Source organism: Frankia sp. CpI1-P (assembly GCF_001421075.1).
Lineage (GTDB): Bacteria > Actinomycetota > Actinomycetes > Frankiales > Frankiaceae > Frankia > Frankia torreyi.
In genome coordinates this window covers 23,111-42,645 of the sequence record NZ_LJJX01000018.1, presented here as the reverse complement: position 1 = coordinate 42,645, position 19,535 = coordinate 23,111, and the positions used below count along the sequence as shown (strand labels likewise).

8 protein-coding genes, 2 tRNA genes and 16 pseudogenes are annotated in these 19,535 nt (G+C 69.6%); 13 read left to right on the top strand and 13 right to left on the bottom strand.

The genetic code is table 11. The features are described 5' to 3' along the window. Nucleotides 1–16 precede the first annotated feature (16 nt). The 8 genes and pseudogenes from FF86_RS66250 to FF86_RS48290 form a co-directional block, all read right to left on the bottom strand. A pseudogene (locus FF86_RS66250) lies at nt 17–894 on the bottom strand (AMP-binding protein); the annotation flags it as partial. Between the two features lies 1 nt (nt 895). Further along, nucleotides 896–953: pseudogene (locus tag FF86_RS66245) on the bottom strand (hypothetical protein); the annotation flags it as partial. A gap of 42 nt (nt 954–995) precedes the next feature. Next, nucleotides 996–1,147 (bottom strand): annotated as a pseudogene (locus FF86_RS66240) (AMP-binding protein); the annotation flags it as partial. A gap of 1 nt (nt 1,148) precedes the next feature. Continuing rightward, nucleotides 1,149–1,222 (bottom strand): annotated as a pseudogene (locus tag FF86_RS66235) (hypothetical protein); the annotation flags it as partial. 1 nt (nt 1,223) lies between these two features. Further along, nucleotides 1,224–1,629, bottom strand: a pseudogene (locus tag FF86_RS66230) (AMP-binding protein); the annotation flags it as partial. Nucleotide 1,630: 1 nt separating this feature from the next. Next, nucleotides 1,631–1,825 (bottom strand): annotated as a pseudogene (locus FF86_RS48300) (hypothetical protein); the annotation flags it as partial. A gap of 755 nt (nt 1,826–2,580) precedes the next feature. Next, a complete protein-coding gene (locus tag FF86_RS33295; protein WP_128423300.1) occupies nt 2,581–3,957 on the bottom strand; it encodes a hypothetical protein in 1,377 nt (458 codons plus the stop codon). 1,772 nt (nt 3,958–5,729) lie between these two features. Next, the coding region (locus tag FF86_RS48290) for a beta-propeller fold lactonase family protein (protein WP_255355791.1) at nt 5,730–6,842 on the bottom strand (1,113 nt) is incomplete at its 3' end. 648 nt (nt 6,843–7,490) lie between these two features. On the opposite strand from FF86_RS48290, the gene FF86_RS48285 reads away from it, so the two are divergent. Then, entirely contained in the window at nt 7,491–7,901 is a 411-nt protein-coding gene (locus FF86_RS48285) for a hypothetical protein (RefSeq protein ID WP_236706324.1), read from the top strand. Between the two features lie 951 nt (nt 7,902–8,852). Here the strand turns inward: FF86_RS48285 and FF86_RS66225 are convergent. From FF86_RS66225 to FF86_RS14040, 4 genes and pseudogenes are all read right to left on the bottom strand, one after another. After that, nucleotides 8,853–9,480: pseudogene (locus FF86_RS66225) on the bottom strand (hypothetical protein); the annotation flags it as partial. Between the two features lies 1 nt (nt 9,481). Further along, nucleotides 9,482–9,814, bottom strand: a pseudogene (locus FF86_RS48280) (hypothetical protein); the annotation flags it as partial. Nucleotides 9,815–10,865: 1,051 nt separating this feature from the next. Continuing rightward, nucleotides 10,866–10,939, bottom strand: a tRNA-Phe gene (locus FF86_RS14045). A 51-nt stretch (nt 10,940–10,990) separates the two neighbouring features. Then, nucleotides 10,991–11,065 (bottom strand) — tRNA-Asp (locus tag FF86_RS14040). Between the two features lie 941 nt (nt 11,066–12,006). Between FF86_RS14040 and FF86_RS48275 the strand changes: the two are divergent. The 8 genes and pseudogenes from FF86_RS48275 to FF86_RS14020 form a co-directional block, all read left to right on the top strand. Continuing rightward, nucleotides 12,007–12,935, top strand: a pseudogene (locus FF86_RS48275) (FCD domain-containing protein); the annotation flags it as partial. 1 nt (nt 12,936) lies between these two features. After that, the coding region (locus tag FF86_RS48270) for a FadR/GntR family transcriptional regulator (RefSeq protein WP_242418743.1) at nt 12,937–13,449 on the top strand (513 nt) is incomplete at its 5' end. 209 nt (nt 13,450–13,658) lie between these two features. Then, nucleotides 13,659–13,932 (top strand): annotated as a pseudogene (locus FF86_RS48265) (MFS transporter); the annotation flags it as partial. Between the two features lies 1 nt (nt 13,933). Continuing rightward, a pseudogene (locus FF86_RS48260) lies at nt 13,934–14,159 on the top strand (MFS transporter); the annotation flags it as partial. Between the two features lies 1 nt (nt 14,160). Further along, a pseudogene (locus FF86_RS48255) lies at nt 14,161–14,263 on the top strand (hypothetical protein); the annotation flags it as partial. A 115-nt stretch (nt 14,264–14,378) separates the two neighbouring features. Then, nucleotides 14,379–15,143 (top strand): MFS transporter (locus FF86_RS48245; protein ID WP_242418742.1); only part of this gene is annotated, 765 nt, incomplete at its 5' end. A gap of 100 nt (nt 15,144–15,243) precedes the next feature. Beyond that, nucleotides 15,244–15,831, top strand: coding sequence for a TetR/AcrR family transcriptional regulator (locus FF86_RS14025; protein ID WP_044885309.1), 588 nt, complete (start codon nt 15,244–15,246; stop codon nt 15,829–15,831). A 22-nt stretch (nt 15,832–15,853) separates the two neighbouring features. Further along, nucleotides 15,854–16,570 carry a histidine phosphatase family protein gene (locus tag FF86_RS14020; protein ID WP_055409250.1) on the top strand — a complete coding sequence of 239 codons (717 nt, stop codon included), beginning with the start codon at nt 15,854–15,856 and terminating at the stop codon, nt 16,568–16,570. Nucleotides 16,571–16,586: 16 nt separating this feature from the next. Here the strand turns inward: FF86_RS14020 and FF86_RS14015 are convergent, their stop codons facing one another. Beyond that, the gene (locus FF86_RS14015; RefSeq protein WP_044885273.1) at nt 16,587–17,042 is read right to left on the bottom strand and encodes a DUF3052 family protein; all 456 of its coding nucleotides are present in this window, start codon (nt 17,040–17,042) and stop codon (nt 16,587–16,589) included. Between the two features lie 231 nt (nt 17,043–17,273). On the opposite strand from FF86_RS14015, the pseudogene FF86_RS48240 reads away from it, so the two are divergent. The 4 pseudogenes from FF86_RS48240 to FF86_RS48225 form a co-directional block, all read left to right on the top strand. Further along, a pseudogene (locus FF86_RS48240) lies at nt 17,274–18,080 on the top strand (homocysteine S-methyltransferase family protein); the annotation flags it as partial. A gap of 1 nt (nt 18,081) precedes the next feature. Then, a pseudogene (locus FF86_RS48235) lies at nt 18,082–18,517 on the top strand (homocysteine S-methyltransferase family protein); the annotation flags it as partial. A gap of 1 nt (nt 18,518) precedes the next feature. Further along, nucleotides 18,519–19,009: pseudogene (locus FF86_RS48230) on the top strand (dihydropteroate synthase); the annotation flags it as partial. A 1-nt stretch (nt 19,010) separates the two neighbouring features. Beyond that, a pseudogene (locus FF86_RS48225) lies at nt 19,011–19,535 on the top strand (B12-binding domain-containing protein); the annotation flags it as partial.

The window sequence follows — 19,535 nt, the reverse complement described above, 5'->3', positions numbered from 1 at the left end:
TGCCGCGCCCTCGACGTCAGGGAGTCGTGCCCTCGGCGGCCGCCAGCGCCTTCTCACCGCTCCGGTCGTCGCCGGGCGCCCGCAGCGCGCGCAGCGCCGGGTCGATCTGCTCGTGCAGCGCCGGCAGCGCGCCCGGTGTCATGAAGAGGGTTCTCATCAGCCGACGCTGCACCTTGCCGCTGGTCGTGCGCCGAACCTTGCCGCGGCCGGTCAGCAGCACGCTCGGCGCCGCGATCTCGAAGGAGCGGGAGACCGCCACCCGGATCCGGGCCGCCAGCTCCGGCAGCGTGGTCTCGCCCAGCAGGCTGCTCTGGACCTCGTGGACGACCACGATGTGCTCAAAACCGAGGTCGACGGAGAAGACCGCTCCGGTGCCCCCGCCCCCGGCGAGAGCGGGATGCAGCTCGCGAACAACGTGTTCGATGTCCTGCGGATAGATGTTGCGGCCGTTGATGATCAGCACGTCCTTGAGCCGGCCGGTCACGAACAGCTCTCCGTCGAGGGAGAACCCGAGATCACCGGTCCGCAGGAAGGGGCCCGTGCCGTCCGAGGTGTGGGCGCCGAACGTCTCCGCCGTCTCCTGCGGACGGTTCCAGTAGCCGGCCGCGACGCTGCCGCCGCGGATCCAGATCTCGCCGATCCGTCCCTCTCCCAGAACCGTCCGATCCTCGGGATCAACGATCCGCAGGTCCAGCGTCCCGGGTCGGCCGCTGCTCACCAGGCGCTGAAAGCCCGCCGCGGTCGCGGGAACCGCCTCGTTGCGCTCCAGCGCCCGAGCGTCGAACGCACGGACGACCGGCGCATCGTCCGGGCCGCCGCCGGATGCGATCAGCGTCACTTCCGCCATGCCGTAGCAGGGCGCGAAGCTCTTCGCCCGGAAACCCGCTCGGCTGANTCGCTCCGCGAACCGGTCCAGGGTCTCGGCACGGACCGGCTCCGCCCCGTTCAGCGTGNTGACGAGTGCGGACAGGTCGAGCGTCTCGATATGTTCGTCNCGAACCTTGCGCGCGCACATGTCGTAGGCGAAGTTCGGCGCGCAGGTCATTGTGGCCCGATACCGACTCAGCATGTCCATCCACCGCCAGGGGCGCTTCAGGAAGGCGATCGGCGAGAGAAAGACGGACTTCCCGCCGAGGTACAGCGGATGNAGGAGCATGCCGATCAGCCCCATGTCGTGGAAGTGCGGCAGCCAGCTGCTGAGGATCGTGTCGGGACCGGTCGCNTTGATCCGCTGGATCTCCGCCTGGTTGTGCAGCAGATTGCCGTGCGTCACCATCACCCCCTTCGGCTCGCTGGTGGACCCGGAGGTGTACTGCAGGAAGGCGAGGGACTCCGCGGACAATTCGGGCATCGACCAGCCCGCCGCGTCGCCCGACAGACCGGCGTCCGTCGCCGCGCAGGTCACCTGGTCGGCGAAACCCGCCTGGCGCAACTGTGCCTCGATCGTTTCCACGAGGTCGGAGGTGGTAAGCAAGTAACCGACGCCGGCATCGGCGACCATCCCCGTCACCCGGGTGAAGCTCCGCGGGTCAGCGGGAACCGGTGCCGGGACGGCCACGACACCGGCGTAAAGGCAGCCGAAGAATGCCTCCAGGAAATCTATTCCCGGCGGGTAGAGAAGCAGCACCGNACGATGTCCGCCCGTACCGTCCCCGGCCTGCGCGGCCTGCGCGTTCAGCCAGGTGGCCAATTTTCTGGCACGCAGATCCAGATCGCGATAGGTACGGGAGTCGGGCTCCCCGCTCGCGTCGTCGCGGACGAAGACCACCGCCTGCCTGTCGCCGTGTTTTTCGACGTTTCGGCGAAAGTGCTCGGTGAAACTCATCTCGGCAGCAACCTCTCGGCTACTCGGAGGTGGATGACGCTACGGCCAACGGCCTGCGGAGACGCCAGCGTAGAACCCCGAAACAGCGACGTCAACGGGCATTAATGCCTGTACCCCCAATTTTCACGTTGCTTTACCGAAAATCGGTTGACTATTCGCTTTGTTCGGCCACGTCCCAGCACGCGCCCGTGCTACAGTCGCCTGTTTGCTGGGATGGTGACCGGACGACAAAGACGTATCGCCCGGTACGGTGTGGGCGGCTGCGTCTACTTGTCGGTAGACATATAGAAATGTCCGCGATCCGGACATCTGGCACGTTTCGTGCCGCATCCGGCGTGATTGGTGCTGGATGTGGTCGCCGAGCCGAACACGGNCGGCCCGCCGGCCCGCGCTCGGCGTGCGATACAGGAGAACACGCTGGTCAAGCTGCTCGGCGCCGCCTGCCCGGAGATCCGCTTGGTGCCCCGCCGCCGCAACCGCGGTTGACAGCAATCGTTCGGCCGGCCGCGGGCGAGGCGTTGGATTCCTGGGTCGACCGGGCCGTCGCCGACTTCGGCGGGTCGACCGGGAACGCGGCGCGCTGGCTGGGTTGGAGCAGCGGGTCGGGTCTGGCAGGAGCAGTCCGCGCCCCCGGTTCTACGGGGTGACGTTGGNCACGACCAGTGTTGCTGGGAGATGACTGCCGCAACCGGGCTGACCGCGTAGCAGGCTGCGGACTCCGCCAGGTCCGCCGGGCGCTCGGACGTTCCTACCGGCTACCGGCTACCGAAGAACAGATCCATCGGCGCGGTCGCGTGGTCAACGAGGCTGCCGCCATAGGTAGGACTCCCATATGTGCGGCCCCAGACCGAGACGGAGAAGGACTTCTGCGCAAATGATTTCGCCAACGCTATGAACAACCGAATTGAATTGCCATTCAATTTTCCCTCGACGCTGCCACCCAATTCGGAGTATCCGTAGGGCGTCGTGCGACTTGGGCCATCTAGAGAGATAGCAGCACCTTGCTGCGTCCGGATGTCAAGCGTGTACGGTAGACCCCCATCCGGACTGCCGAGTTCCAGCGCGATCAGAGCGGGCGTCGGCGGTTCCAGATAGCGGAGTTCCGCTTCGATCGTCCAGTGCGAATACCGAAAACAAGCGGAAATCAGGTTCGTAGGAACAACTCCTGGCAGCTTATCGGCACACCTCCAGGAACTCGGTGAGCCTGGCCGAACGAATTGGTTGATGTAATCCGCAAGCGTATTCAGCTCCGCGGCACGGGTCCCACCAAGGTGCGCTAGCTGCGTTTGTACACGCTTCAAACATTCTTGTTCGTAAGCCCCGCCGGGCGTGCCGACGTTCACCTCGCTCACGTTCGCGGGTTCCCCCGGCGGCGACATGACCGACGCTCGTCCGGCCGGGATTGACTGGCCGTCGCGCGTGCGAAGTACGAGGTCGAAGTCGTACAGCCAGTGCTCCGTCTCGCCAAGCTCTTGCGGGCCGAGCGTAATAGTCATCCGATCCAACGCCTTGGGCTTCACCTCAAAATTCATTGGTCGAGCGACCGAGAAAGGCACCTTCTGCACCTGGCTCGGCACCTTGATTGAATAGCTGCCGGAGATCGTCACAGGACCTCCCGACTGGCGACAGTCCGCCACTCGCTGTTGATAGTGGAAAGTAAGCGTTGCAGAGGTGATGAGTGCCGGGAAATCACCCATGTTCTCAAGCGTGAGATCTATCGTCGATGAATTGATCGAAGTTCCTGCGGCGGGAGTTGGAGCTCCTCCGCTGAGGACGTCAGCGTCCACGGAAGTCGGATCAGCCAACGAGAATCCTACGACTCGAAGGTCGGCAGGTGCTGGAACCGCTTGCGTGCGGACTACATCCTCACCGTGAGGCAAGATCGTTATCAGAGTCAGCACCAGCGCCAAGACCGCACATATGCCCCCCACCACCGTCCAAAACCGGGCGGAGCCTTCGCTGACGATCCGCCGAAGTGCGGACAAGGCGGGCCGCCCGTCGCCCGACGGCTCGTCCGGAACGGGATCCGCATCACCCGACGGCTCGTCCGGAACGGGATCCGCATCACCCGACGGCTCGTCCGGAACGGGGTCCGCATCACCGGTGGGCACATCTTCAGAGCCGTCCCGCATGCGCGTGATCGTAGCCCCTCTGATCATCTCCTCTCTCGCTGGGTTCAGACGCCCTCCGCTGACCTGAAGAGACGGGCACTGAGGGCCGCTTATCGACGACCCGTCTCCTGGAAGCGACANGAGTGTCCTGCAACCCGGGTCCCGCGGTGCGTGGGCACACGGTGGAGATCTCTGGCGTGAAGTCGCAGGTCGTGGGCTTGCCAGTCGAGGAAAACGAACTCGCGGAGCCGAAGCATGGTAGCGCGACTGGTCCGGCCGTTGGGGTTCTGCCTAGTGTTACGTGGTTTGGAATGGTCAGGTATCTGCCGTTCACGCAGCGGCGGAACGGCCGATGGCTCCGTGGTGCGCTACGACGTGGCCCGCGCCCACGCGCAGCGCCGCGCCCCGGGTGACGCCATGGCCGCGCTGCTGAAGGCGGAGCAGGTGCCCCCCGAACAGATCTATGATCACCCGCGGGTTCGGACCCTCGTCCACGATCTTCTTCAGAAGCTTAGTCTGCGCTCCGACCAGACGCTTCGCGCCCTGGCGAGGCGATGCGGAATACCGACCGGCCGGAGAGACCCATAGCGAAAGTGCTGAACAATCCCTGAGGTGCGACCCACATTCCGCCCCGCGGAAAACGAGTCACCGTCAGGAACGCGACCAAGTCCGAATCCGCCCACACCGGCCAGCGGCCCCCGACCAGCCGAGCACCCAGGCCACGCGGGAGGTTCAGGGGCTCGGCCCGCCGGCAGACATAACGAGTCGAACGCTGGCTCGGCCGGTGACCGAGTCGATCACCGGCCGAGCGCAGGGTTCTGCTCTGCTTGCGTGCGCTACTTCTGAGGGTTCGCCTACGTCTGGTCGGGCTTCGGGGCCAGTGTGGGCGTGGGGGTCGGTATGGGGGTTGAGGCCGGGGTCGGGGTCGGGATCGGGGTGGCGGTCAAGATCGACGCCGGAGCCGCGATACCGGGAGAAGTCCAGGTGATCGTGACCTCACCGTTGCCGTCGTTGACTGTGCCCGCGTTGACCCCGGTGGTCAGGACGGGGTTCTCGATGGTCGACGCGGCAAACGAGCTCCCGCCNGCGCCACCGCCACCGGCGCCACCGTAGCCGCCGAAGGTGCCGCCGCCACCGGAGCCGCCGCCACCACCGAAGTAGCCGCCGCCCGCGCCGCCGCCCGCGCCACCACCGGACGTGGTGGCGGTCGGGTCCAGGCAGGGCGGGGTGTGCGCTCCGGTGCAGGGCAGGTTCCCGGCACCGCCGGCACCGCCGGCACCGGACGTGCTTTCAGTACCGTCCCCGCCGCAGCGCGGATCGGTCAGCGGGTCGGTGCTCGGGGGATTCCCAGCACCGTGCCGGCACGCGTTCAGCCCTCCGGCGCCTCCGGTGGTCTGGGTGCCGCCCTTGCCCGGGAGTCCGGCATTACCGCCATCGACGGTCGACCCGCCGTCGGCGCCGACGTCACCGCCGCCGGCACCCCCGGCTCCGCCGAGCGCGTTGCCCTGCCCACCGACGCCGCCGCCGCCGCCTCCGCCGGCACCGACCAGCACCCGGGTGGACTGGTCGCACTTCCGTGCGACACATCCCGCCGCGGCCACGCGGACGTCGGAGGAACCGCCGCCGCCGGAGCCGTTACCACCGTTGAACGCTGTTCCGCCGTTCGCACCGGAGCCATCACCAGGCCCGCCTCGCACGCCGGCGTCGGACCCGCCGAACCCGCCGAGTGCTCCCGATCCGCCGGACGGGCCATTGCTCATTCCGCCCGAGCGCGAGGCCCCGGTTCCGTTGGNGCCCTTGGCCGCCACGTCCACCTGCAGGACCTGGTTGTCCTTCAGCCCCGTCAGTGTCCCGGACGCCTGGCCACCGCCGCCTCCGGGACGCCCGGTGATGTCCCCTGCCGGGGACGGGTGCGCCGCGTCACCAGCGATGAAGTAGTGCCCGCCCTGGGCGCCGGTCACCACGACCTCGACCGAGCTCACTCCCGCGGGCACCGTGAAGGTGTCCGATCCGCTGGTGTGATACGTGCAGGTCATCGTCGTCGTCCCGGACAGCGCACCGGTCGTCCCGCACACCGGCGGGGGCGGTACGGCCTTCGGTGGTGCGCTGATCGCGATCCCCACCGGCCGGTCACCGACGGGGATCGGGGTGCCGGCGGTGTTGCTGGCCACGTCGATCGGCGTCACCGTGTCGCTGTCGCGGTTGACCGCATAGGCGGCCACGCCGTCCGGCGTGACCGCGATGTAGAACGGTTCGAGGCCGCCGGTGGAGATGGGAGTGCCGGGGGTGTTGGTGGCCACATTGATCGGCGTTACCACGGCGTCACGCTCATTGGTGACGTACACGGTTCGGCCATCGGGCGTGATCGCGATCCCGACCGGGCGGTCGCTGACCGGAATCGGTGTGCCGGGGGTGTTGGTGGCCACATTGATCGGCGTCACGGTGGCGCTGGCAGCGTCGGCGTTGTCCGTGACGTACACGGTCTTGCCGTCGGGCGTGATCGCAATTCCCTGCGGGTTGTTCCCGGCCGGGATCGGTGTGCCGGGAGTATTGGTGGCCACATCGATCGGCGTCACCGTGTTACTTGCGGCGTTGGTGACGTAGGCGGTCCTGCCATCGGGGGTGATCGCGACGTAGTGTGCGTCGTCCCCGACCGGGATGTGGGCACCGGGAGTATTGGTGGCCACATCGATCGGCGTCACGTCGTCGCTGGCGTTGTCCACCACGTAAGCGGTCCGGCCGTCAGGAGTCACTGCGACCCCGAACGGGAACTGACCGACCGGGATCGGGGCACCAGGGGTGTTGGTGGCCACATCGATCGGCGTCACCGTGTTGTCGGCCCGGTTCGTCACATAGACGGTCCTGCCATCAGGTGTGACCGTAAGCCCTCTGGGGCTTGCACCCACCCGGATCGGGGCACCGGCCGTATTGGTCGTCACGTCGATCGGGGTGACCGTGTTCCCGAAATTGTTGATCACATAGGCGTTGGCTGCTGCCGGCTTCGGAGCANGGCCTGGCGGTGCGCTCGGACTCGATGTGGGGCTCGGTGTGGGTGTCGGAGTGGGTGTCGATGTCGGAGGCGTGGACGGCTGCGTGGGCTTGGGGTCCTTCGAGGAACCCCACGTGATGACGACCTCGCCGTCGCCCTTGTTGACGGTCCCGGCGTTGACACCAGCGGTCAGGACGACAGAGCTCACCGTGGGGGCGGCGAAGGAGCTTCCCCCGCCCCCACCGGCACCTGCCCCGCCGCCACCGATCGTGAGGCCACCGCCTCCCGAGCCGCCACCACCGCCGAAGTACCCACCACCACCGCCGCCACCGGCGCCACCGCCCGCATCCTGATCATCGGGGTTCCGGCAGGGCGGGTTGTGCACACCCAGGCAGGCCTGGTTTCCCACGCCCCCGGCGCCGCCTGCCCCGGAGCGGCCATCGGTGCCATCACCGCCGAAGCGCGGATCGTTGAGATCGGGCGGAGGCGGAGTCGCGTGCCGCCCGGCGTTGAGCCCCCCGGTCCCACCTGCGGTCGGGGTTCCACCGCCCCCAGGAGTCCCCGGGTGGCCACCATCGACGACGGCACCACCGGCCGCGCCGGCAGTACCGCCACCGGCGCCGCCGGCACCGCCCAGCGCGTAGCCCTGGCCACCAGTGCCGCCGCCTCCGCCGCCGCCCGCACCGACCAGTACCCGGTCCGCCAGAGCGCACGTCAACGTCGCGCAGCCAGCAGCCGCGATCCGTACATCCGAGGAACCGCCGCCACCGGCGCCGTTGCCACCGTTGAGGGGCGCGGTCCCACCATCAGCCCCGGCGGCGTCCCCCTTACCGCCTGTCACACCGCCGTTGGAGCCGCCGAAGCCCCCCACGGCGCCCTGTCCCCCGGAGGGTCCGTTGTTCTTTCCGCCAGACCGGCTCGCCGCCGTGCCGTCAGTACCCTTACCGGCGACATCGACCTGCAGAACCTGACCTGAGGACAGATCCGCTATCACGCCGTACGCCTGGCCGCCGCCCCCACCCGGACGGCCGGTGATATCACCCACCGGCGAGCCGCCATGGCTGGCGTCACCGGCAACAAAGTAATGCCCGCCCTGGGCGCCGACCACCGTGATCTCGACCCATTTTGCGCCGTTGGGCACGGTGAAGGTGTCCGACCCGACCGTGCTGTAGGTACAGGTCTTCTTGTCGAGGACGCCTGAGCTCCCACAGGCCTTTTCCGGAGAGGCGCCCGACGAGGGCGCCGCTGGCAGGCAACCGGTCAGCCCCATACTCAGCACAACGCCTAGCACCGAAACAGACCACGCGAATACACGACGATTACGTATGACGATCAGCCCCCTCTGGCGGCCTATTCGTGAACCAAACAAAAACCCCAAGACCAAACACCCTCTTGGCTATGCTCCCCGGAACGGGGGTTCCGGGGTCCCGAACCGCTTCTTGCCAGGTCGGGGTTGATGTGCCGGCGAAGCGGCGAGCCATGATATTGACCGCCACAACGTGGATCATTTCTTTGGAGCGGTGGGCAGGGTTTCGTGGTCGCGCGGCGGCGATAGGAAATCAACCGGCCGAAGGTCCGTTCCACAGTCCACGCAGAATCGTGGGGTCGCCCAGCACCGCGGGCCCCCGCGTTTCCTGCCCACGATCTTCTTCACCGCACCCGGCTGTCTACCCGCACAGTTTCGTGGTCCCGGCGCGCGGCACCGGGACCACCTGTCCGCTGTGGGTGTTACAGAAACCGCGTTTCGTCAGGTGACGAAACGTCGGGCGGGCCCTGCTCGGTGCCGCGGTCGCCCGCGGACCGGGGTTACAGGTGTCCTCAGATTCCGTCGTTGGCGCACAGCGCCCAGACGTCGGAGTAGGTGCTCGGCGAGCTGGTACCCCCGGTATGGGTGAAGGCAGTCCAGTACGCCGCCGTGGTGGTCCCNTCACTGACCGGGTTGCCGCTCGAGTCGCTGGGGAAACTTCCGTTAAGGTGGTCGCCGCCTGAGCCCGGTCCGGTGAAGTCGGTCGTCGTCACGCTGCCTCCGCTGATGGCGGCGCCCCCGCTGATCAGTTTCCCGTCCCCGCTGGGGCAGTTGACTGTCTTCTTCTGACCTGTGTTCCCCGTGGTCGGGCCGCTCGCCTCGCTGAAGTGGACTTTGACGGTGACGCCGCTGATGTTGATGCTGTTTCCGCTGCAGATCGCGTAGGCGTAGGTCTCGTTGGTGCTGTTGGTGCCGTTGGCCCACCCGACGGCGGTCCAGGCGTTCGGGTTGGTCTCGCCGTCGGCCGCGGCTTTCTGGCCGTAGTCATGTGCGGAGTTGTTGAAGGTGGGGAAGCTGGCGATCGGCTTGAAGTTGCCGACACTGGCCGGGGTGGCGCGCGCGCCGCCGCCGAGCAGGACCGTGTTCGCCGGACAGATCGCGGTGACCAGGCCCACCGTCGACCCGGTGGTGGGTGCGTTGGTCTTGTTCATGACTACCTGGGTGTGGTTGATCAGGTTGCTGGTGAAGCACACCGCGAAGGGGGTGGTGGAGAAGGAACTGTCGGCCTGGCCGCCGCTTCCGCCGATTCNGAGCCAGTGCGTCACGTCGGTGCCGACAACCCCGGTGGAACCGGTGTATTCGGTGGTGCCGTCGGGGCTGGGCGAGGTGCCCATCACATGGTTGCCGTTGCCGGTGCCGGTGGCCTGGTTGATCCCACCGCCGGAGATCAGGCCGCTACTGCAGTCCGCGTGGGTCGAGATCTCGGAGTTGGGGTTTGCGGGACCACTGGTAGCCCCGGGTGATTTCACCGTGACGCCCACGGTGTTGGCGTATGCCGCAGCCGGGAAGGCCACCGCAAGCGCGGTGCCCAGGAGCAGTGCCGTTCCCGCTGTGCGCGTACGCACGGACAGATGTGATCTCACGTCAACCTTCGCGTCAGGGGTGNGCGATGCGGGCAGCTGTGCCCGTCCGCACCGGGGATGACAACTTCCGCACATGTAACGCAGGGTGTGCGACGCTGCACAAGACCCGCAGATGCGGAGCTATCGGCGACTATAGACCGCTTCTACGCGAAACTTACGGTCCCTCGCGCCGATTTGAAGCGAGGAAGGTGCGGGACGCTGATCAATTGTCCAAATTATCTGTTTCGTCCCTTTTAAAGGGCGGCGTGGACGCGGCTTCCACGCAGGGGAGCTGGGCGTATGCGCGGCGCGTAGGGGATGGTGGCGCGATCGGCGGAGGCTCCTCACGAGCTGGTCCGGGTGCCGGCGCGGCAGATGCGGCAGATGCGGCTGCCCTTCCGCACCCTTTCAGCTGCCGAGCAGCGCGAGATCCCCTTCCGGCGCAGGCATCTGGACGGGCGGTGTTGCGTCCCGAAGAAGCGAGGAAGCGAGACATGCCACCGGCCACGGTGGCCGCCGGTCAGACAGCAGTTGCGAGTTCGGTGAACGCGGCGGCCGGCCACAGCCTCGGGGTGGTTTCGACGGCTCGCAGTGGCCGCGACGGTTGTTGTGACTGGCGGTGGTTTGTTGTGATCGATACTTCATGATCCATCTGGGCGACGCGAATGACGCACTCGACCGCGCCGCCCGGACCGACACCACCGGCCTCTCCCCGGAACGCCACGCCCGCTTCCTGGTCGGCATGGCCCACGCCCACGCCCACGCCCACGCCCAGCGTCGCGCCCGGGGTGACGCCTTGGCGAGTTGATGTGGAATACCAGCCTGAGCGACCCATACAGAAAGTACTGAACAATCCCTGAGGTGNGACCCACATTCCGCCCCGCGGAGAACGAGTCGCCGTCAGAAACGCGCCCAAGGCCGAATCCACCCACACCGGCCAGCGTCCCCCAACCAGCCGAGAATCCCAGGCCACGTGGGGGGGTCGGGGGGGCTCGGCCCCCCCGGCAGACATAACGAGATCCCACCGGCGAAACCGCCCCCAGGGCGGTGAGCAGGCAGGATCAGGATCGAGTGGGCAGGGGCGGGGTCGAACCGCCGACCTTCCGCTTTTCAGGCGGACGCTCGTACCGACTGAGCTACCTGCCCCGGGCTGTGCGGGATCGTAGGAGCCGANACGTGCTTCCGGTCATACGAACGCGGTCCCGACGGGATTCGAACCCGCGACCTCCGCCTTGACAGGNCGGCGTGAACTCCAGACTTCACCACGGGACCATGCTCTTACAGCGATCTTCAGTTGTCGTCCTGGCGGCCCGTGAGGTGCGGTCCGTCAGGATCTGGAGGTCATGCTACACGACCGCAGGCCGAGCGGAACCGGTGGGGGCGGTGGATTCTTGCCCAACGCTCCCAGCACCCGAGCACTCGCCGGGCGCTACCTGAGCACGACGCGCCGGGCGGGCGTGGCAGACAGTCGCGGGGTGGGCGCGGCGAAGAGTCGCCGGACGGGCACGGCAGACAGCCGCCGGACGCGAGCGATCGAGTACTCCGGCCGGCAGGCACCACACGGACGGGTTCGCCGGGGTGCCCGTTCGGGCCATGATCGGGCCGGGGAGAGCCACCAGGAGAGGCGATGGAGTGTCCTCTGCGCCGGGTGGCAGGTCGTCCACCGCCGCCGGGCCGATGACCCCGGATCTGGTGTTTAACCGCAGGTGGATCCCCGGCACNCCGGCCGCGCGGAAGGGCGTGGGCACCCCCGTTCGGGCTACCCAAAGCGGCCGGCGCGTTCCGGAGGGCACTCCCGGGCGTGTCCCAGCACGCATATCCTTGGACATCCAAGCGTGTACGACGGCAGCCCGGGCGAGATGCCCGTTCCGCTCGCCGGCCCCGTCGACCGGAGCCGGCCCGGTTCGGTGCGGCGCCATCCCGTCGCGTCATGCCACATCCTGGGGAGGAGGCCGACGGCGATGCCCTCCACGGACAGGCTCGTGGAGTCGGCGCGCGGCCCGGCCATCAGTGTCAGGCATCCCCCGCGAGGTGACGCCCGTGGCAAGCTCGCGGCGCAGGTCGCCTGGCGGATCGAGGACGACATCGTCCNTGCGGGCTGGCCGGTCGGCGCGGTCATCGGCTCCGAGCCAACGCTGATCGAGCGCTACAAGGTGAGTCGGGCGGTGTTCCGGGAGGCCGTACGGATCGTCGAGCACCACCAGGTGGCGACGATGCGCCGGGGGCCGTCCGGCGGTCTCATCGTCCGCGCGCCGGACGAGGTGGCGGTGACGACCGCGCTCGGCGTCTACCTGGAGTACGTCGGAGTCACGATCGAGTCGATCCTGCGGGCGCGGTTCATCATGGAGTCGCTGGCCGCCACGCTCGCCCCGGCGCGGATCACCGAGGACGGCATCCGCACCCTGCGCGAGATCATCTCCCGGCGGGAGGAGGCGGACCCGACCGAGTTCGGCTCCCACCACCAGCTTCACCATGCGATCGCGGCGGCCACCGGCAACCCGGTGCTGGTGCTGTTCGTCGACGTGCTCAACTCGCTGACCTTCCGCTACGCCGCCCACCAGTACGCCACGACCCGCAGCAGCGCCTCACCGGCGCGGCGCGCCCAGGTCGCCGAGGAGGTGCACCGCAACCACGCCGCGATCGCCGAGGCCGTGATCGGCGGGGACGCCGCCCGCGCCCAGCACCTCGCGGCGGTGCACCTGGAGGCCATGTACGAGTGGATGACCGCGCCGACCGCTGCCGACGGCTCGGACCGGGCCGGATACGAGGGCACGGCCGCAAGCGAGCGCACAGCCATGAGCGAGCGCACAGCCATGAGCGAGCGCACAGCCATGAGCGAGCGCACAGCCATAAGCGAGGGCACAGTCGCCGGTGAGGGCCCAGTCGCGCGGGCGGGCGGGCGGCGGATCCGGCCCCGCGCGCCGGGCCTGGGATCGGGCCCGGGCGGGACGATGCCAGCGGGCAAGCTCGCCGAGACGGTCGCGGGGCGCATCCGCGACGACGTGGCGCGCGACGGCGTTCCCGTGGGGGTGGTCATCGGTTCGGAGAGCGAGCTGCTGGCCCGTTACGGGGTGAGCCGGGCGGTGCTGCGCGAGGCCGTCCGGCTGCTCGAATACCACTCGGTGGCACAGATGCGGCGCGGNCCCGGCGGCGGCCTGGTCGTCACCGAGCCCGACCCGGCGGCGACCGTCGAGGCGACCGCGCTGTATCTGGAGTACAGCCAGGCCAGCGTCGACGATCTGCGGATCGTGCGCGACGCGCTGGAGCTGAGCTGCGTCGACATCCTCATCGAACGCCGCGGGCCCGAGCTCACCGCCCGGCTCTCCGCGCTGCTTGACGCCGATGCCGGCGAGACGCCGGGCCCCGTCGACGCCGGGCATCACCTGCACATGGAGCTGGCCCGGCTGACCGGCAACGAGGCGCTGGCGTCGTTCGTCCGGGTGCTGACGGCGATCTGGCGGCGGCACGTCGACAGTTCCCGCCCCACCCCCGCGGTCGGCGGCGGCGAACCGGCGGCCGACGGGTGCGGTCAGCCCGTGTGTGAAGCCAGGACAGCGCACCGGGCGATCATCGACGCCATCATCGCCGGCGACCGCGGGCTCGCCCGGCACCGGATGCGGCGACACCTGGAAGCCCTCAGCGACTGGTCGCGCTGAGCCACCCTCGCTTCCGGGCCGCCCTCGCTTCCGGGCCGCCCGATGGTGGCAGGGCTTTGTGACCGACGTTATGGGGCTCCTGGCGTGGCAGCGCGAAACGGACTCGTTGAGTCCACGTAATATGTGGACTCACCAAGTCCGTTTTCCGCCCTTCTTCCGCCGGTGACGTCGACGCGCCGGACCCGCATGCGGAGCACCCAAGGAGCACCATGAGCGTGGTTGAACCGCGCCCGAAGCCCGGGCGCACCCTGACCGTCCTCCTGCTGGCCGCGATGTCGTTCGCCCTGGCGCAGACGACCGTGGCCCCGGCGATCCCGGACATGGCCCGCGAGCTGGACTCGTCCGTCAGCAACGTCACCTGGACGATGAGCGGCTACCTGGTGGCCGCCGCCGTGCTGACGCCGATCATCGGCCGGCTCGGCGACATGTTCGGCAAACGGCGGATGCTCGTGGTGTCCCTGGCGATCTTCGCGCTCGGCGGGGNGATCGCGGCGCTGGCGACCCAGCTTCCCCTGGTGATCGTCGGACGGATCCTGCAGGGCGCCGGCGGCGGCATCTTCCCGTTGTGCTTCGGCATCATCCGCGACGAGTTCCCGGTGGAGAAGCGCTCGGTGTCGATCGGGCTGATCTCCGCGATCACCGGTCTCGGCGGCGGGCTCGGCCTGGTCCTCGGCGGACTGTTCGTCGACCACGCCACCTACCACTGGATCNTCTGGAGCGGCGCGGCGATGGCCGCCCTGGCCGCCGTCGGTTCCCAGCTACTGATCCCCGAATCGCCCACCCGCGTCCCCGGCCGCATCGACGTGATCGGCACNCTGCTGCTCAGCGTCGGCCTTGCGCTGCCGCTGCTGGCCATCAGCCAGGGTAAGAGCTGGGGCTGGACGAGCCCGACGACCCTCGGCATGATCATCGGCGGCGTCATCGTGCTNGCCGGGCTGCTCGCCTTCGAGCGGCGCCAGGCCGAGCCGCTCATCGACGTGGCCATCCTCGCCCGGCGCTCGGTGCTCACCACCAACATCTCGACCCTGCTGGTCGGGTTCGGGATGTTCGGCGCCTTCCTGCTCATCCCCCAACTGGCCCAGACGCCGAAGGCCAGCGGCTACGGCTTCGGCGCGAGCGCCACGACCGCCGGCCTGCTGATGGTGCCCGGCGCCCTGATGATGCTGGTCACCGGCCCGCTGGCCACGGTCATCAGCCAGCGCTTCGGCGGTCGGGCGGCGCTGTTCACCGGCAGTCTGCTCGCCACGGTCGGGCTGGTCCTGCTCGCCGGCGTCCCGGGCTCCGAGGGCACGCTGATCGTGGAGTGCATCGTCCTGTTCGGCGGGATCGGGATGGTCTTCGCGGCCATCCCGAACCTCATCGTCGACGCCGTCCCCGCCGAGAAGACCGGCGAGGCCACCGGGGTGAACACCCTGCTGCGCTCGGTCGGCGCGTCGCTGGGCTCGCAGATCTGCGCCAGCATCCTCGTCTCCCAGGCCGACGCCACCGGGCTGCCGACCTCCGACGCCTACCAGACGGCGTTCGCGGTCTCGGCGGTCGTCGCCCTCGTCGCCGGCCTCGCCGCGCTCACCCTGCCCGGCCTGCGTCACGGCCGGCACGACGCGCGGTCCACCGCCGCCGTCGCGTCCACCCCGCAGATCTCGACGATCCCGGCCCAGTCCGGCGCCACCGCCGGCGCCACCACCGGCGGCTGACCTCCGCCCATAACGGCTTGCCCGTCCGGGCCCGACCGCTTCCCGCGGCCGGGCCCGTAGCGGCGTCGTGTGCTCCAATGGTGCCGTGACGACGTCCGAGATGCGCAGGTCGGACGCGCGGCGTAACCATGAGCGGGTTGTCCGGGCCGCGGTCGAGGTGTTCTCGGAGTTAGGACTGTCGGCGACCGTGCCGGACGTGGCCGCCCGCGCCGGCGTCGGTAAGGCGACCGTCTACCGCAACTTCCCCAGCCGCGACGAGCTGCTGACCGCCGTCGTCGAACGCCAGCTTCGGTGGTTCGACACGATCGCCACGACCGCGCTACACGACCCCGACCCGGCAGCCGGCTTCGAGATGTTGATCATGAGCTGGTTCGACCGGATCGTCGCGAACCGGCTGGTCCAGGACGTGATGCGGATGCGGACCCTGGCCAGCGCGGAGATCCAGATCGACCGCATCACCACCCTCGTCGACCAGGTGGTCGTCCGTGCGCAGCGGGCCGGCGCGGTGCGCCTCGACGTCACCCCCGCCGACCTTCGCACGATGATGAGCGGCTGCGCCCAGCGCCTGGTCGAGACCGGTCAGCAGGACATCGACAGCCGGCTGCGGTTCACCCGCCTCATCCTCGACGCCTTCCGCCCGCCGGCCACTCCGGCCGCGCCGGCCGCGCCGGCCGCGCCGGCCGCCTGAGCAGGGGGCGGGCGTGGGGGGTCTGGTCGCCGAACTCACGGCGGTTCGGCACGGGCAGAGCGTTGCGAACGTCGCCTTCCCGGCGGCGCGGGCGGCGGGGCGGCTCGACGCGGGCGTGTCGGGGCGCGACGCCGACGTCGAGCTGACGGCGCTGGGACGCGCGCAGGCCGCGGCGCTCGGCCGGGCACTGGCCGCCGACCCGCCGATCATCCAGCCGCCCGAGATCGTCGTCTGCTCCCCCTACCTGCGGGCCCGCCGCACCTACGGGATCGCCGCCGAGGCGGCGGCGCGCGGGGGCCTGGCGCTGCCCGAGCCGGTGATCGACGACCGGCTAGTCGACCGGCTGATGGGCCGGTTCGAGCTGATGACCAGGGCGGCGATCGAGGCCCGTTTTCCCGCGGAGACCGAACGCCGGCGCGCGGCCGGGCAGTGGGACTACCGCCCGCCGGGCGGGGAGAACTTCCCCGACATCGCCCGCCGGCTGGGTTCGCTGCTGGCCGACCTGCACCGCGACCACGCCGACCGGCGGGTCCTCATCGTCGCCCACGACGCCGTGGTGGTCATGCTGCGCCAGCTCGTCGAGGGGCTCTCCTACGAGGAGCTGGGCCGGATCGCCGCCGAGGGTGGGATCCGTAACGCCGGGATCACCCGTTTCACCCGCGACGGCGATCAGCTCACGCTCGCCGAGTTCAACACGGCGACGCACCTCGCGGGCGTGCGCGCAGACGGGGCGGGCTGACCGGCAGCGCGGCAGGTCAGCGTCGCTCGCGGCGCCAGACGACCTTGAGCCCGGACCAGTTCTCGTCGAGCGCGGCGACCTTGGTGTCGACCAGACCGCGCGGCAGTGCGACCTCGCGGATGAGGTTCTCGCTGACGTCGCTGCGATGACCGGCGGCCCGCCGAGGCCAGGCGATCCACAGCGCGCCCGCGGGCCGGATCGCCTCGGCGAACGCCGCCACGGCTGCGTGGACGTCGACCTCCCGCCGGCAGAACGCGACGCACACGTCGATCGCCGCCAGGCCGTCGGTGCCGTCGGTGCCGTCGGCGGGCAGACCGGCGAGGTGCTCCGGCTCGACACCCTCGGGCAGCTCCGGCACCGCCCACCCGGGCGGCGCGGCGAGGATCACGAGCCGGTGTCCCGCTTTCACCCCCAGTTTGCGAGCCAGCGGCGTCCCGGAGTAGCCCGCCCGTCCGGCGCTGCCCGACCCCATCGCGCGCTCCCTCCCGTCGGCGTCACGCATCAAGAAACACCACGTCGAGATCACGCCGGCAACCGGCCGGAGAACCGGGCGCCGACCTGCGACTACCCGAGCTGTCGCCAAGCGATCACGCGGGCACGGTATCGTCGTTGTCAGGTCGAGAGGCGCTNCAACGGACCCAGGTCCGCCACGCTCGACCCGAACCGGTCACCAAGGGCGCCTCCCACGACAGGGAGGTGTCTCATGGCTGGAACCGCTTCCGTCGGTGAGGTGGCGGGTCGCCCCGGTACCCGCGACAGCGCGGCCGCGCTGCGGGAGCTGCTCGCGAAGCGAGTGGTCGTCCTGGACGGCGCCTGGGGCACGATGCTGCAGAACGCCGGGCTCACCCCGGCGGACTACCAGCTCGACTCGCTGCGTGACCACCCCAAGGACGTGACCGGCGACCCGGACCTGCTGAACCTGACCCGGCCGGACGTCATCCTCGACGTGCACCGGCAGTACCTGGCCGCGGGCGCGGACATCACCACCACGAACACCTTCACCGCGACGAGCATCGGCCAGGCCGACTACGGTCTGGAGTCGCTGGTGCGGGAGATGAACCTGCGCGGCGCGCAGTTGGCCCGACAGGCCGCGGACGAGGCGGGTGGGCGGTTCGTCGCCGGCTCCATCGGCCCGCTCAACGTCACGCTGTCGCTGTCCCCGCGGGTGGAGGACCCGGCGTACCGGGCGGTGACCTTCGACCAGGTCCGCGCCGCCTACGCCGAGCAGATCCAGGCCCTCGCCGATGGCGGGGTCGACCTGCTGCTCATCGAAACGATCTTCGACACGTTGAACGCGAAGGCCGCGATCGCCGCGGCCCGCGAGGTCGCGCCGCAGCTGCCGCTGTGGATCTCGGTGACGATCGTCGACCTGTCCGGGCGGACCCTGTCGGGGCAGACGGTCGAGGCGTTCTGGAGCTCCATCGCCCACGCGAACCCGCTGGTCGTCGGCGTGAACTGCTCGCTGGGCGCCGAGGAGATGCGCCCGCACGTCGAGGCCCTGTCCCGCATCNCCGGCACCTACACCGCCTGCCACCCGAACGCCGGGCTGCCCAACGCCTTCGGCGGCTACGACCAGACCCCGGCCGAGGCCGGCCGGCTGATCGGCGAGTTCGCCGCCGCCGGGATGGTCAACATCGTCGGTGGCTGCTGCGGGACGACGCCGGCCCACATCGCCCGGATCGCCGCCGCCGTGCAGGGCACGGCGCCGCGGCAGGTGCCGATGCCCACGCCACGGACCCGGTTCAGCGGCCTGGAGCCGTTCGAGATCGGCGAGGACACCGGCTTCGTCATGATCGGCGAGCGGACCAACGTCACCGGTTCGGCGCGTTTCCGTCGCCTCATCGAGGCCGACGACTACCAGGCCGCGGTCGACGTCGCCCTGGAGCAGGTGCGCGGCGGGGCGAACCTGCTCGACGTCAACATGGACGCCGACCTGCTCGACAGCGANCAGGCGATGACGACGTTCCTGAACCTGCTGGCCACCGAGCCGGAGGCCGCCCGCCTGCCGATCATGATCGACAGCTCACGGTGGAGCGTGCTGGAGGCCGGGCTGCGCTGCGTGCAGGGCAAGGGCGTGGTCAACTCGATCAGCCTCAAGGAGGGCGAGGAGGTCTTCCTCGACCACGCCCGGCGCATCCGCGACTTCGGCGCCGGCGTCGTCGTCATGGCCTTCGACGAGCAGGGCCAGGCCGACACCACCGAGCGCAAGGTGGCGATCTGCGGGCGCGCCTACGACCTGCTCACACAGAAGCTCGGGTTCCCCGCCACCGACATCATCTTCGACCCGAACGTGCTCGCCGTGGCCACCGGCATCGCCGAGCACAACGGCTACGCCAAGGCGTTCATCGACGCACTTCCGCTGATCAAGCAGCGCTGCCCGGGAGTGCGGATCAGCGGCGGCATCTCGAACCTGTCGTTCTCCTTCCGCGGCAACGACGTNGTCCGCGAGGCGATGCACTCGGCGTTCCTGCTCCACGCGGTGCGCGCCGGGCTCGACATGGGCATCGTCAACGCCGGCCAGCTCGCCGTCTACGCCGACATTCCCGCCGAGCTGCTCGAACTCGTCGAGGACGTGCTGTTCGACCGGCGCGAGGATGCCACCGACCGGCTCGTCGCCTTCGCCGAGACGGTCAACGGCAAGGGCACGCAGCGGGTCGTCGACCTGTCCTGGCGCGAGGCGCCGGTCGCGCAGCGGCTCTCGCACGCGCTCGTGCACGGCATCGTCGACTTCATCGAGGCGGACACCGAGGAGGCGCGGGCACAGGCGGCGCGCCCCCTCGACGTGATCGAGGGCCCGCTGATGGACGGCATGAAGATCGTCGGCGACCTGTTCGGCTCGGGGAAGATGTTCCTGCCGCAGGTGGTCAAGAGCGCGCGGGTGATGAAGCGCTCGGTGGCCTACCTGGAGCCGTACATGGAGGCCGAGAAGGCGCAGGCCGCCCTCGCCGGCGACGCCCCCGCGGCC